The 14,466-nt window shown below is 72.0% G+C and carries 8 protein-coding genes and 1 pseudogene; all 9 read left to right on the forward strand.

What is annotated here, in order from left to right; genetic code table 11:
* Positions 1–122: 122 nt before the first annotated feature.
* A complete protein-coding gene (locus FM119_RS07150) occupies positions 123–1,535 on the forward strand; it encodes a cytochrome ubiquinol oxidase subunit I (protein ID WP_087136976.1) in 1,413 nt (470 codons plus the stop codon).
* A 9-nt stretch (positions 1,536–1,544) separates the two neighbouring features.
* Positions 1,545–2,552, forward strand: a complete 1,008-nt coding sequence (gene cydB / locus FM119_RS07155; protein ID WP_087136977.1) for a cytochrome d ubiquinol oxidase subunit II — start codon at positions 1,545–1,547, stop codon at positions 2,550–2,552.
* Between the two features lie 10 nt (positions 2,553–2,562).
* Positions 2,563–4,224 carry a thiol reductant ABC exporter subunit CydD gene (gene cydD / locus FM119_RS07160; protein WP_087136978.1) on the forward strand — a complete coding sequence of 554 codons (1,662 nt, stop codon included), beginning with the start codon at positions 2,563–2,565 and terminating at the stop codon, positions 4,222–4,224.
* Complete coding sequence (cydC, locus tag FM119_RS07165; RefSeq protein WP_087136979.1) at positions 4,221–5,903, forward strand: thiol reductant ABC exporter subunit CydC; 1,683 nt, start codon at positions 4,221–4,223, stop codon at positions 5,901–5,903. The genes cydD and cydC overlap by 4 nt, the downstream gene beginning before the upstream one ends.
* Positions 5,900–7,276: an anthranilate synthase component I family protein gene (locus FM119_RS07170; RefSeq protein WP_087136980.1), complete on the forward strand. Its 1,377-nt coding sequence runs from the start codon at positions 5,900–5,902 to the stop codon at positions 7,274–7,276. Before cydC ends, FM119_RS07170 begins: the two co-directional genes overlap by 4 nt.
* Positions 7,277–7,324: 48 nt before the next feature.
* Positions 7,325–9,871: a leucine--tRNA ligase gene (leuS, locus tag FM119_RS07175; RefSeq protein WP_087136981.1), complete on the forward strand. Its 2,547-nt coding sequence runs from the start codon at positions 7,325–7,327 to the stop codon at positions 9,869–9,871.
* Positions 9,872–9,964: 93 nt separating this feature from the next.
* The gene (locus FM119_RS07180) at positions 9,965–10,900 is read left to right on the forward strand and encodes a ComEA family DNA-binding protein (RefSeq protein ID WP_087136982.1); all 936 of its coding nucleotides are present in this window, start codon (positions 9,965–9,967) and stop codon (positions 10,898–10,900) included.
* Positions 10,901–11,741: 841 nt separating this feature from the next.
* A pseudogene (locus FM119_RS14395) lies at positions 11,742–13,085 on the forward strand (ComEC/Rec2 family competence protein); the annotation flags it as partial.
* 355 nt (positions 13,086–13,440) lie between these two features.
* Positions 13,441–14,466 (forward strand): DNA polymerase III subunit delta (gene holA, locus FM119_RS07195; RefSeq protein ID WP_087136984.1); only part of this gene is annotated, 1,026 nt, incomplete at its 3' end.

Consider the following 14,466-nt stretch of genomic DNA (forward strand, 5'->3'; position numbering starts at 1 on the left):
GTGGTCAGACCACAGGGACTTTTTAGTGTACTCTGAGGAACATCAGACCGTTGTCGCCGCAGGAATCACCACCCTGACCGGGATCGAGCCGTGCGCGAAGCGCACACAACCTGGAGCCAACAGTGAACGAACTCCTGGACCCCCTGCTGCTATCGCGGTGGCAGTTTGGTCTCACCACGATCTACCACTTCCTCTTCGTGCCCATCACGATCGGAATGGCCACGACCGTCGCCATCTTCCAGACGGCGTGGGTCAGGACAGGTCAGCTGCGCTACCTGCAGATCACGCAGTTCCTCGGCAAGCTGTTCCTGATCAACTTCGCGATGGGCGTCGTGACCGGCATCGTTCAGGAGTTCCAGTTCGGCATGAACTGGTCGGACTACTCGCGCTTCGTCGGTGACGTCTTCGGGGCCCCCCTGGCGTTCGAGGGACTGCTGGCGTTCTTCCTCGAGGCGACCTTCATCGGGCTCTGGATCTTCGGCTGGGACAAGCTGTCCCCCAAGGTCCACCTGATCACCATCTGGGGCGTCGTCGTGGGAACGATGCTCTCCGCCTACTTCATCCTCGCCGCCAACGCCTTCATGCAGAACCCCGTCGGCTACGAGTTCAACGCCGAGTCGGGGCGGGCCGAGCTCACCAGCATCGGCGAGGTGCTCACCAACCCCGTCGTGCTCGCGGCCTTCCCGCACACGATCTTCGCCTGCTTCATGGTCTCCGCCGGCCTCATCATCACGGTCGCCGCCTGGCACCTGGCCCGCAACCAGCACCTCGACACCATGCGGCCCATGCTCAAGACCGGTCTGTGGATGATGGTCGTCTCCTTCGCGCTGACCTTCCTCTCCGGTGACCAGCTCAGCATCGTCATGGTGGAGACCCAGCCGATGAAGATGGCGGCGGCCGAGGCGGCCTTCAACACCGTCACCGGGCGCGACGCCTCCTTCTCGATCTTCACCCTCGGCACGCCAGACGGCAGCAGCGAGCTGTTCTCGCTTCGCATCCCGTACCTGCTCTCCCTACTGTCCACGCACAGCCTCGACGGAACCGTCGAGGGGATCAACGACCTGCAGGCGCAGTACCAGGCCGTCTACGGCCCCGGCGACTACACGCCCATCATCTGGGTGACGTACTGGTCCTTCCGCTGGATGATCGGCCTCGGTGCCGCGCACTTCCTCGTCGCCGTTGCCGGCCTGTGGCTGACCCGCAAGGGTCGCATGCCCACCCAGAAGTGGGTGTGGAAGATCGCGATCTGGGCGTTCCCGCTGTCCCTGCTGGCGATGAGCGTCGGGTGGACCTTCACCGAGATGGGGCGTCAACCCTGGCTCGTGTTCGGCCTGCTGAGGACCGAGGACGGCGTCTCACCGAACGTGACCGGCCTCGAGGTGCTGATATCCCTCGTCCTGTTCACCCTGCTGTACGCAGCGCTGGCCGTGGTGGAGTTCGTCCTCATCAAGAAGGCCGCGCAGAAGGGACCGGCCGACGCGCCGGCCATCGACCCGGAACGGGGAACCGTGCCCACCGCCCCGACGGTCTACTAGGAGCACATCATGGATCTGTCATATCTCTGGTTCTGGATCGTCGGCGCGCTGTTCATCGGCTACTTCGTCCTCGACGGCTTCGACTTCGGCGTCGGCATGTCACTGCCGTTCCTCAGCAAGGACGACACCGACCGACGCGTCATCATCAACACCATCGGACCGGTCTGGGATCTCAACGAGACCTGGGTGATCGTCGCCGGAGCCTGCCTGTTCGCCGCGTTCCCCGAGTGGTACGCGACACTGTTCAGCGGGTTCTACCTGGCGCTGCTGCTCATCCTGCTCGCGCTGATCGTCCGAGGCGTGTCGTTCGAGTACCGGCACCAGGGGTCCAGTGACCGCTGGCGCGCCTGGTTCGACGGCTTCATCGTCTACGGCTCGGCCGTTCCGGCCCTGCTCTGGGGTGTGGCGTTCGCCAACATCGTCCAGGGCGTCCCCCTCGACGAGGGTCACAACTACATCGGCGGCTTCTTCGCGCTGCTGAACCCGTACGCCCTGCTGGGAGGCGTCACGACGCTGCTGCTGTTCTTCACCCACGGCGTCGTCTTCGTCTCGCTCAAGACGACGGGCGAGCTCAGGGAGCGCGCCCGGACCCTCGCGGCCCGCTCCGGCGTGGTCACGGTCGTCGTCGCCGCGGCGTTCCTGGTCTGGACGATCCTCCAGCACCCCGACTCCATCGGGACGATCATCGCCTCCGCTGTCGCCGCGGTCGCGCTCATCGCCGCCTGGTTCGCGAACAGGGCCGGGCGCGAGGGGAGGGCCTTCGCGCTCATGGCTGTCACGATCGCCGCCGCGGTGCTGGCGCTGTTCCTGGCGCTGTTCCCCGACGTCATGCCGGCGAGCAATGACCCGGCGAACAGCCTGACGATTGAGAACGCCTCCAGCACGCCGTACACGCTCGGCGTCATGAGCTGGACCGCGCTGGTCTTCCTGCCGCTGGTGCTCGCCTACCAGGCGTGGACCTACTGGGTCTTCCGCAAGCGGGTCAGCAGGGCGACCGTCGAGGCCGCGGCACACTAGCCTGGACATCGTGCGCCCCCTCGACCCCCGACTGCTCCGCTACGCGGCGGGCGCCCGATGGTTCTTCGCCGCCGGCGCCGTGCTCGCGGCCCTCCAGACCGTCCTCACGATCGCCTTCGCCTGGTCGCTCAGCCAGGCGATCGTGGGGGTGGTCGAGGGCCGGAGCCTGGCGGAGCTGCGCACCGAGATTCTCGTGTTCGCCGGGACGACGATCGCTCGGCTCGTGGTCACCTGGGCCTCGGGCAGCGTGTCCATCCGCGGCGCAGCGCGGGTGAAGAGCGAGCTGCGATCACGGCTGTACCGCGCAATCGGTCGGCTTGGACCGGCCTGGTCGGCCGGGCGGTCGAGCGCGGGGCTCACCGTGCTGGGCACGCGGGGCCTGGACGCGCTCGACGACTACTTCGGCAAGTACCTGCCGCAGCTGATCCTGACGGTGATCGCGACACCGGTCATCGTCGCGGTGATGTTCTGGCAGGACGTCCTCTCCGGGGTCTTCGTCGTCGTCACCCTCCCGCTGATCCCCGTGTTCATGGTGCTCATCGGCTGGGCGACGCAGAGTGTGCAACGTCAGCAGTGGGACACGCTCAGCGAGCTGTCCGGCAACTATCTCGACGTCCTCGGCGGTCTGAGCACCCTCAAGTCGTTCGGCAGGGCCGAGCGGCAGCTCACCCGGATCCGCGTCGTGACCGAGCGCTACCGGGTCGCGACGATGAAGGTGCTCCGGACGACGTTCCTCTCCGGGTTCGCGCTCGAGCTGGGCGCGAGCCTGTCCGTCGCCCTCGTCGCCGTCGGCGTCGGCATGCGCCTGGTCGCGGGTGACATCGGCTTCGGCCCCGCGCTCTTCGTCCTTCTGCTGGCGCCGGAGGCCTTCCTGCCGCTGCGCAACGTCGGCACGAACTTCCACGCCGCCGCGGAGGGGGTCACCGCCTCGGAGGACGTCTTCGCGATCCTCGACGAGGCGGCGGACGCCGCGGACGCGACCGCGACGGCCGTCCACCCCGGCGGCGGGCCGTCGTCGGCGGCGACGGCCCCGGCAGGGCTGGAGTTCCACGACGTGGGCGTGTCCTACGACGGCACGACGGTGCTCAGCGGCGTCTCTGCGCGCTTCGCCCCCGGCCGGGTCGGCGTGCTCACCGGCCCGAGCGGAAGCGGCAAGTCCTCCCTGATCTCCACGCTCCTCGGCACCGTCGCGCACGACGGCGTCCTCACCCTCGACGGCTCACCGCTGCCCTCCGGGCCGGGCGAGCGGCCCTGGCTCGCCTGGTCGGGTCAACGGCCAGGGCTCATCTCCGGCACCGTCGCCGACAACGTCTCGCTCGGCGAGGCCTCCGTCGATCCCGATCGGCTGACGCGCGCCCTCGCGCTCGCGCAGCTGGACGGCTGGGACGCGGACCGTGAGTGCGGCGTCGCCGGGTCCCTCCTGTCTGGTGGCCAGGCGCAGCGCGTCGCCGTTGCGCGGGCCTTCTACCGGGCGCTCCGTCCCGAGACGAGGGTCCTCGTGCTCGACGAGCCCAGCTCGGCACTCGACCACGAAACCGAGCGCCGACTGGCCGCATCGATTACGGAGCTCGCCGCGGGCGGGCTGGTCGTGATCGTCGCCAGCCACCGCCGTCGGCTGAGGGACATCGCCGACGTCGAGCTGGCGCTCACCCCCGCGGTGGCGAAGCGATGAGGGCCGGAGCACGCGCGCTTCTGCGCCAGGCGGTCCCCTCGCCCCGCCGCGGCGCCCCCGGCGTCGCCGCGGGCATCCTGCAGGCCGTGAGCACGGTGGCCCTGCTCGCCTGCAGCGCGTACCTCATCACCCGGGCCTCCGAGCAGCCCCCCGTGCTGTACCTGAGCATGGCCGTCGTCGGCGTGCGCGCCTTCGCGCTGGCGAAGGCCGTGTTCCGCTACCTGGAGCGGTACGCGAGCCACGACGCCGTCTTCCGGCAGCTCAGCGACATCAGGGTCGGCGTTCTCGCCCGCCTCATCCCGCTCGCCCCCGACGGCCTGAGCCGGTCGCGACGGGGCTCGGTACTCTCCGCCGTGGTCGACGACGTCGACGACATGCAGAACGTCTGGCTGCGGGCCCGGCTCCCTCTGCTGACCTCCGCGGGGGTGAGCCTGGCCTCCGTCGTGTTCGTCGCCTTCTTCTCCGTGCCGGCGGCGGTCTGGCTTCTCGTCTCGCTCGTGCTCTGCGTGGTCGTGAGCGTGGCGCTCTCCAGCGCGGTCGCAGCCCGGTCGGACAGGGAGCTGTCCCCCCGCCGCGCGCGGTTGGCCGACGCCGCCATCGACTACGTGCAGAGCCTGGACGTGCTCACCGCCTACGGCGCACTGCCCGCGGCGCAGGAGCGCATCCACGCCGCCGACGCCGAGCTGACCAGGGCCCAGCGGGCGAGGGCCGTGGCGGAGTCGAGCGTGTCCGCCCTCAACGGGCTCTTCGCCGGTGCGGCGAGCCTGGGGGCGCTCGTGCTCGCGGCACCCGCGCTCGGGATCACCCTGAGCGGGCCGATGCTCGCCGTCGTGGTGCTCGTGCCGCTGGCCGTCTTCGAGGTGGTGGCGAGCCTTCCGCTCGCCCTGGCCAGTCGCCGATCCGTCCGGGCGAGCGCCGAGCGCATCGCCGCGACGATCCCCGACGAGCGACCACCGGAGATCCCTGCCGACAGCGAGCCGCGGCAGGGAGAGCCGTCGCCGCTGCCCGCCACGGGTCCCGCCGCGCTGACGCTGAGCGACCTCCGCGTCCGGTGGCCGGGGGCCGCCTCCGCGACCATCGACGGGCTGGACCTGGACGTGCGGCCAGGGGAGCGCGTGTGGCTGGACGGCGAGTCCGGCTCGGGAAAGACGACGCTGGCCCACACCCTCGTGCGGTTCCTCGGCTACGAGGGCTCCGCCCGGCTCGGCGGGCACGAGCTCTCCGCTCTGCCGACACGGACCGTGCGCGAGCACATCGGCCTCATCGAGCAGACGCCGTACCTGTTCAACGACACGATCAGGCAGAACCTCCTCTTCGCCAGGGACACGGCGGACGGGGAGGAGCTCGAGCACGCCCTCCAGCTCGTCGGCCTGGGCGACTGGCTCGCTGAGCGCGGCGGCCTGGACGCCAGGGTCGGCGAGAGGGGCGCGCTCGTGTCCGGAGGGCAGGCTCAGCGCATCGCTCTGGCGCGGGCGCTGCTGCACGAGTTCCCGATCCTCGTCCTGGACGAGCCGACGGCCAACGTCGACCAGCAGCACGCCGAGAGCCTGCTCACCGAGCTGCTCGGCGCGGCCGCGCGCGGCGGCAGGACGGTGATCCTCATCTCGCACGACGACGTCCCCGAGCACCTCGTCGACCGCCGGCTGCGGATGGCCTCCGGGCGTCTCGCCGCCCGATGACCGGTCCGCGCCGTCTGACGCTCCCCGCCGGGATGTCGCCCGGCGAGGCCGCCCGGCGGCTCGCCGGCGGCGCGTCCTGGGCGCTCCTGGACGGCCCCGGCTGGGGCGAGCCGGTCATCGCCATCGGCGACGTCGTGGTGGATGCGGGGGAGGCGCTGCGGCGCGCGGACGCGCCGACCGCCGCAGCGGACGACGGAGGTGCCGCGCTCGTGCAGCCCGGCTCGCTCATCGGCCGCCTCGACTACGACCTCGCCCCCGGCGGAGACGACGTCCCTCGCCCTGCGCCGCTCGCCGACCACGCACAGTCCCCGAGCGGCGCCTTCTTCGTGGCCGAGCACGTGCTGCCGATCGTCGCCGCGGAAGGGACGACGGTGCTGCTCGACACGTCGACCGTCGACGGAGACTGGCTGTCCGCGGCCACCTCTCGCCTCGCCGGGGACGGCACCGCGCTGGGTCGTGGTGTGGCCGGCCGGACCGACAGCCCGGCCGCCGCGGTCCTCGACGGCGAGGCCTACATCGACGCGGTCCGACGTGTGACGGCCGCCATCACCCGCGGCGATGTGTACGTCGCCTGCCTGACGACCAGGTACCGGAGGCCGCCCGTGGACCCGGTCGCCCTGCACGACCGCCTCCTCGGCTCCGGCGACGGTGTCGACCGGTTCAGCGCGGTGGTCTCGCTGCCAGAGAGCGCGTTGGTGTCGTGCTCTCCGGAGCTCTACCTCGCCGTCGACGACGATGGCCGCCGTGCCGTGAGCGAGCCGATCAAGGGGACGGCTCCGCGCGGGCCGGACGCCGCGGGCGACGTCTCCGCCGCTCTGGCCCTCGCCGCGGACCCGAAGGAGAGGGCGGAGAACACCATGATCGTCGATCTGGTGCGCAACGACCTGAGCCGGATCAGCACGCCCGGCGGGGTGAGGGTGGACCGGCTGTGCGCGGTCGAGACGCACCCCCGGGTGCACCAGATGGTGAGCACGGTCAGCGCGGCGGTCCGTCCGGGCGTCGGTGTGGCCGACATCGTGCGCGCCAGCTTCCCTGCCGGCTCCATGACCGGCGCGCCCAAGGGCGCGGCCATGACACTGATCGCCGAGCTGGAGCCCGACAGCAGGGGGAGCTACGCCGGCGCGTTCGGCGTCCTCACCCCGGGGTCCGGCGCGCGCCTGGCGATGACGATCAGGACGGCGGTCGTCACCGCCGAGGCCACCCTGCTCGGGACGGGCGCCGGCGTGACCGTGTCCTCGGACCCCGCCGCCGAGCTCGCCGAGATGCAGCTGAAGGCGGCGCCGCTGCTGGAGGCCATCGACGCGCTCGTCGGCGGTGCGGCCGGCCGCGCCGACACCGCGGTCGCGGCTGGCCGAACCGTGCCGCACCTTTAGTAGGCTGGTGCGGTGGACGGCGGCGAACACGCCCCTCCGAGACATGCGATGAATGAGAGTTCCGTGGCACACGAGCAGCACCCCGTCGGCGACCGGTACGACTTCGCGGCGATCCAGGACACCTGGCTCCCCATCTGGGACGAGCAGAAGCTCTTCGAGACCACCGGCCCCGACCCCGAGGGCATCCGCGGGCACAAGTACGTGCTCGACATGTTCCCCTACCCCTCCGGCGATCTGCACATGGGGCACGCGGAGGCGTTCGGCTTCGGCGACACCGTGGCGCGGTACTGGCGCCACCAGGGGTACCGGGTGCTGCACCCGATCGGCTGGGACTCCTTCGGCCTGCCCGCCGAGAACGCCGCCATCAAGCGCGGCGTCGACCCGCGCGAGTGGACGTACTCCAACATCGACCAGCAGAAGCGCTCCTTCCGGCTCTACGCGCCGAGCTTCGACTGGTCGCGGGTGCTGCACACCTCCGACCCCGAGTACTACCGCTGGAACCAGTGGCTGTTCCTGCAGATGTTCGAGAAGGGCCTGGCGTACCGCAAGGACAGCTGGGTCAACTGGGACCCGGTGGACCAGACGGTCCTGGCGAACGAGCAGGTGCTCGCCGACGGGACGAGCGAGCGCAGCGGCGCCATGGTCGTCAAGAAGAAGCTCACCCAGTGGTACTTCCGCATCACCGACTACGCGGACCGGCTGCTCGACGACCTCGATGCGCTCGAGGGGCGCTGGCCGAGCAAGGTCCTCGCGATGCAGCGCAACTGGATCGGTCGCTCGCGCGGTGCCGACGTGGACTTCCGCATCGAGGGCCGCGATGAGCCCGTCACCGTGTTCACGACCAGGCCGGACACGCTCGCCGGCGTGACGTTCCTCGTCGTCGCACCCGACTCCGACCTGGCCGCTGAGCTGGTGGCGGGCGCCGATGAGGCGACCGCGGCCGAGTTCGCCGACTACCTCGCCGAGGTGCAGAAGGTCTCCGAGGTGGAGCGTCAGGACGCCGCCCGCCCCAAGACGGGGCGGTTCATCGGCCGCTACGCGCTGCATCCGATCACGGGGGAGCGGCTGCCGATCTGGACCGCGGACTACGTGCTCGCGGACTACGGTCACGGTGCGGTCATGGCCGTCCCCGCCCACGATCAGCGCGACCTGGACTTCGCCCGCGCCTTCGATCTGCCGGTGACGGTCGTGCTCGACGTCCCCGTCGCCGACGCGGACGGCGCGGAGCACGCCGACAACGACCCGGCGGCGACGGGCGTCGCCCTGACCGGGGAGGGCACGCTGATCAACTCCGGCGCGCTCGACGGGCTGAGCAAAGCCGAGGCCATCCCCGCGGCGATCGCCGCGCTCGAGGCGGAGGGGACGGGCCGGCCCGCCACCACGTACCGCCTGCGGGACTGGCTCATCTCGCGGCAGCGGTACTGGGGAACGCCGATCCCGATCATCCACGGCCAGGACGGCAGCCTGCACCCCGTCCCCGAGTCGGAGCTGCCCGTGGAGCTGCCGCCGAGCGCCGGGCTCGACCTCAAGCCGAAGGGGGCCTCGCCTCTCGGCGCCGCGACCGACTGGGTCGAGGTGACGAACCCCGTCGACGGAACGCCCGCGCGTCGCGACCCCGACACGATGGACACCTTCGTCGACAGCTCGTGGTACTTCCTGCGCTTCTTCGGGCCGCACGACCAGACGCGGCCGTTCGACCCCGAGGAGGCCAAGCGCTGGGGACCGGTCGACCAGTACGTCGGCGGCGTAGAGCACGCCATCCTGCACCTGCTCTACTCGCGCTTCATCACGAAGGTGCTGCACGACCTCGGGCACATCGACTTCGATGAGCCCTTCACCTCGGTGCTCAACCAGGGCATGGTGCTCATGGACGGCTCGAAGATGTCCAAGAGCAAGGGCAACCTCGTCGAGTTCGCCGAGCAGCTGACCGAGTACGGCGCCGACGCGCTCCGGGTGACCCTGGCCTTCGCCGGCCCCCCGGAGGACGACATCGACTGGGCTGACGTCTCGCCCGCGGGGTCGAGCAAGTTCCTCGCGCGCGCCTGGCGCATTGCGGCCGACGTGGAGGCCGTGGGAGTCTCGGCCGCCGTCGAGGGCGGCGACCGTGCGCTGCGCCGGGCCACGCACCGTCTGCTCGCCGACGCCCCCGGGCTGGTGGAGTCGTTCAAGTTCAACGTGCTCGTGGCCAGGCTGATGGAGCTGGTGAACGTGACCCGCAAGACCATCGACTCCGGTGCGGGTGCCGGTGACGGAGCGGTCAGGGAGGCGGCGGAGGCGCTCGCGCTGCTCCTCGACCTGTACGCGCCGTTCACCGCCGCGGACATGTGGGCGAAGCTGGGGCACGACGACCCGGTCGCGCTGGTGCGCTGGCCCGAGGCCGAGCCGGCACTTCTCGTCGAGGACACCGTCGTCGCCGTGGTGCAGGTCAATGGCAAGCTGAGGGACCGTCTGCAGGTGTCCCCGTCGATCGGCGCGGATGAGCTGCGGGCGCTGGCCCTGGCGTCGGAGGCCGTGACGCGGGCGGTCGGCGACGCGGAGATCGCCGCGGTCATCGTCAGGGAGCCGAAGCTGGTCAACATCGCCATCAAGCGCTGACCGTTCGGCCTGAACAACGCGGCCCCGCGACCCCCGCTCCACCGCGGCGGTCGCGGGGCCGTCGGCGGTCAGGGGGCGGCCTAGCGTGCGGGGATGCGCCTTCCCGAACTGACCTCCCTCGTTCCGTTCGACGTCGAGCGTCCCCTCGGCATCGAGCCGTCTACCGGCCGCGGGGGTGCGCCGCCGGGCGGTGAGCGTGGCCCGCGTCCGGCCGGGTCGGATGCCGCTCTCTCCGAGGGACGTGCCTCGACCGGTGCCGCGTCGACGACGTCGGGCGCGGGCGAGCCCACTCGCCGCAGGGTGCGTGAGCTGATGCGGCATGCGCCGCGCGGCCGGGCGCGGGCGGTGCGGCGGGGGTTGCTCGTCCTCGCCGCGGCCGCCGCGGCGATCATGGTCGGCGTCGGTGTGCTCGCACCGCTCCTCATCGACGCCGACGATGACGGGCGGCCCGACGCCAGGGGGACCGCCGTGTCCGCTCCGGGCGCGGCCGGAGCGGACACGGACACGGACACGACGGGGTCGCACGCCGGGCCGGCTGCCACCGTCTCACCGACGGACGCGCTCTCGGCCGCTGTTCCCGGGCCCGTCGTCTACGTCGTCGGCGCGGTGCGGGAGCCGGGCATCTACACCCTCGATGAGGGGGCGAGGGTCGGCGACGCGGTCGAGAGCGCGGGCGGCCTCGCGGACGACGCGGACGAGCTGGGCGTCAACCTCGCCCGGCCGGTGACCGACGGCGAGCAGATCGTCGTGACCGCGGAGGGCGAGCCGCCCGGCCCAAGCGCTGCGGGGGCGCAGGGTCAGCCGGGCGCGGCAGCACCCGCGGGGGGAGGGGGAGCGGCGGCGGTGTCGCTCAGCACGGCAGACGCCGCCACGCTCGAGACCCTCCCCGGGGTCGGGCCGGCCACAGCCGAGCAGATCATCGCCCATCGGGAGTCGATCGGCGGTTTCACCGCGGTCGAGCAGCTGCTCGACGTCAGCGGCATCGGCGAGGCGAAGTTCGCTCAGATCGAGCCCCGTGTCGTTCTCTGAGCGGGGGATCGCTCCCGGCACGGCCTATCACATCGCTGCGGTGGCCGGGGTGGTCACCGCAGCGCTGGTCGTGGTCGGACGTCCGGAGTTCGTCGTGCCTGTCGGTGCCGTTCTGCTCGCAGTGGCCTCCCTCTGCCTGCTCGCTCTGCTCGTCCGCTGGACACGGCGGCGCCGGCAGAGGCCTCGCGCCCCCCGCGCGGCGGCGTCGCCCGTCGGGCCAGGGGCGGGACCGTCGGGGCCACCCTCGGCTCCCGGTCCGCTCGCCGGGGCGACCGTCGTCGTGCTCCTGGCCCTCGCGGTTGTCGTCTCCGGCACCATCCAGCTTTCGGAACGCGGCGGATCGGAGCTCCAGAGCTGGGGCAGGGCAGGGGTCGAGGTGGCCGGGGTCGTCCTCGAGCCGGCATCGCGCGCGCCCCGTGACGATGCCGATTCCGAGGAGACCGCGACGTCCGGCGGATGGGCCGGAGCGGACGGGGCTCTGCGCACTCGCCTCCGTGCCGACCTCGTGCCGCGTCGATCGGGCGAGGGCGTCCCTCGGAGTGCCCGCGTCGTGGTGCAGGCGGTGATCGACTGTCCCGGCGTCGGCGCGGTGGCCTGGGGGCAGCGCATCAGGGGTGAGGGTCGGCTGGTTCCGGCGCGGGCGTCACCCGGGGACGCCGCTCTGGTCAGGGTGTCGGAGTGCTCGCTCGTCGAGGGTCCCGGCGGTCCGCTTGGCGCGGCCGCGGAGCTGCGCCGGGCCATGGCCGATCGGGCCGCCCAGCTCCCCGGGGACGGAGGACGCCTGCTCCCCGGCCTGGCGATCGGCGACGACAGCGGGGTGCCCGATTCGCTGTCCGAGGCCATGGTGCTCAGCGGTCTCAGCCACCTGACCGCCGTCTCGGGGGCGAACTGCGCGATCGTGGTCGCGATCGCCCTGGCCGCCGCCGCCGCATGCGGCGCCAGACGTGCGGGGAGGATCGCGGCGGGGGCGACGGCGTTGCTCGGCTTCGTCCTGCTCGTGACCCCGGAGCCGAGCGTCATCAGGGCGGCGGTGATGGCGATCGCGGTGCTGATCGCGATGGCCTCGGGCCATCGTGCAGCGGCCGGCCTCGCCCTTGCCGTGGCCGTCACGGTGTGTCTCGTGGTCGACCCCTGGCTGATCCGCGAGTACGGCTTCCTGCTCTCCGTCGCCTCGACGGCCGCCCTGGTGACCATCGCCGGGCCGATGACGCGGGTCTTCGCCCGCCGGATGCCCGGTCCGCTCGCCGCGGCGCTGGCCGTTCCGCTGTCAGCCCAGCTCGCGTGTCAGCCGGTCATCGCGATCCTCGACCCCGCGGTGTCCCTCGTCTCTGTGCCGGCGAACATCCTCGCCGCCCCCGCCGCCCCGTTGGCGACGGTGCTCGGCCTTCTCTGCTGTCTGGCGGGCCCGGTGCTGCCGACGATCGCTACGGGGATCGGAGCGCTCGCCTGGGTGCCGTCGACGTGGATCGCCCTGTGTGCCCGGGCGGGTGCCGCGCTTCCGATGCTGCGGCTGGAGCTCGCGCACGGTGTCACGGCCGTCGTGTTCTGTGCCCTGCTGAGCGCGGTCGTCGTCGTCGCTGTCCTCGCGGCGACGCCCGGGCTCCCGGCGGACGGCGCCCCCGGCCGGGTCAGGCTCCCACCCCTCACGAGCGCGATGGCCGCGGCCGCGGTCGGCCTGTGTCTCGCCGCTCTCCTCGTCTCCTCGGTGAGGCCGGTGATCCGCTCGGCGGCCGTGCCCGACGACTGGACGGTCTTCGGCTGCGACGTGGGGCAGGGCGACGCGGTCCTCGTGCGCGTCGGCGGATCCGTGGCCGCCGTCGACACCGGGCCGGACGAGGACCGGTTCGCCGACTGCCTGAGCGATGCGGGGGTCGACGAGCTCGAGCTGCTCATCCTCAGCCACTACGACCAGGACCACGTGGGCGGAAGCGGAGCCGTCGTCGGCAGGACCGCCGCCGTCCTCCTGGCGGCCTCGACCGAGCCGAGGGCCCGGCACCTCGCTCGGCGATTCAGCGACGCGGGCGCCCACGTGTCCACTGTCGAGCGGGGAGCACGCGGGGCCCTCGGCGGTGCATCGTGGCGGGTGCACTGGCCGCTCGCCGATCGGGGCGAGCGCTGGGACGGGAACGACGCCTCCGTGGTCTGGTCGATCGATGTCGCCGGGGGGAGGGCGCTGTTCCTCGGTGATACCTCGGCGAGCAGCCAGCGTGCGCTCCGGTCCGCTGCACCCGAACTGTCGACGGGGGTCGCCTGGGTCAAGGTCGCGCACCACGGTTCCGCTGACCAGGACGAGGCGCTCTACGCTGAGCTCGCCGCCGATTCGGCTTTCATCGGCGTCGGTGCCGACAACGACTACGGGCACCCACGCGCGGAGGCGCTGGCCCTGCTCGCCGGGTCCCGCGTCATCCGCAGCGATCTCTGCGGCTGGGCTGCCTGGCGGGACGTCGCGCAGGCGCCCGTCACACAGCGCAGCTGTCCCGGCGACGGGCGCGGCGTCGGTCGTGACGGCTACGCTGGAGCGGACCCAGGGAAGGACCACGATGGCGGCAGCAGGACGCGGCGCACCGCGCAAGACGGCGGGAGGGCGCACGCTCGCCTGGGACCAGATCAGGCCGGCGCCGGTGATCCTCGTGTCGGGTACGCAGACGTTCCTCGCCGACCGTGCCATCGGCGTGCTGCGCGACTACCTGCGCGCAGAGGACCCCTCCGTCGAGATCCACGAAGTCTACGCCGACTCCGTCGGTCCCGGCGAGCTGCAAACCCTCGCCAGTCCGTCCCTGTTCGGGGAGCCGCGTCTCGTGATCGTCCGGGGCGTCGAGAAGATGAGCGACAGCTTCCTCGCCGACGCGCTCGCCTACCTCGCGTCGCCCGCGGACGGCGCCACCGTCCTTCTCCGCCACGGCGGCGGCGTGCGCGGCAAGAAGCTCCTCGACGCCGTACGTTCGGCGGGGGACCGCGGCATCGAGGTCGCCTGCGCCGAGCTGAAGAAGGAGCAGGAGCGCCACGATTTCGCGGCCGCGGAGTTCGCCCGGGCGTCCCGGCGCATCCGTCCCCGCGCGCTGCAGTCACTGGTGACCGCGTTCAGCGGGGACCTCGCCGAGCTGGCCGCAGCCTGCCAGCAGCTCATCGCCGACACCTCGGGAGACATCACCGAGGCGGTGGTCGACCAGTACTACGGCGGCAGGGCGGAGACGACCGCCTTCGCCGTCGCCGACGCCGCCGTGCAGGGCGACTACGCCTCGGCGCTCGGCGGTCTGCGGAACGCGTTGTCGTCGGGCGTGGACCCCGTTCCACTCGTTGCCGCCATCGCGATGAAGGTCAGGGGGCTGGCCAAGGTCTCCGGCTCGCGCGGCTCGTCGGCCGAGCTGGCGAAAAGGCTCGGCATGGCGCCGTGGCAGGTGGAGCGCGCCCAGCGCGACCTGCGCGGATGGACCGATGCCGGCCTGGGCGTGGCCATCCAGGCGCTGGCTGACGCTGATGCGGCGGTGAAGGGGGAGTCCCGTGACCCGGTCTTCGCCGTGGAACGCCTGATCGGGATCATCGCGGCCAAGGGAGGGGTACGCGGC

It is taken from the genome of Mycetocola reblochoni REB411, from assembly GCF_900163835.1.
In the GTDB taxonomy this organism is placed as follows: Bacteria; Actinomycetota; Actinomycetes; order Actinomycetales; family Microbacteriaceae; genus Mycetocola_B; species Mycetocola_B reblochoni.

What these genes read in the sequence shown, in the direction of transcription:
- cydB (WP_087136977.1), top strand. Translation starts at nt 1,545, where the DNA reads ATGGATCTGTCATATCTCTGGTTCTGGATCGTCGGCGCGCTGTTCATC.
- leuS (WP_087136981.1), top strand. Translation starts at nt 7,325, where the DNA reads ATGAATGAGAGTTCCGTGGCACACGAGCAGCACCCCGTCGGCGACCGG.
- FM119_RS07180 (WP_087136982.1), top strand. Translation starts at nt 9,965, where the DNA reads ATGCGCCTTCCCGAACTGACCTCCCTCGTTCCGTTCGACGTCGAGCGT.
- cydC (WP_087136979.1), top strand. Translation starts at nt 4,221, where the DNA reads ATGAGGGCCGGAGCACGCGCGCTTCTGCGCCAGGCGGTCCCCTCGCCC.
- FM119_RS07170 (WP_087136980.1), top strand. Translation starts at nt 5,900, where the DNA reads ATGACCGGTCCGCGCCGTCTGACGCTCCCCGCCGGGATGTCGCCCGGC.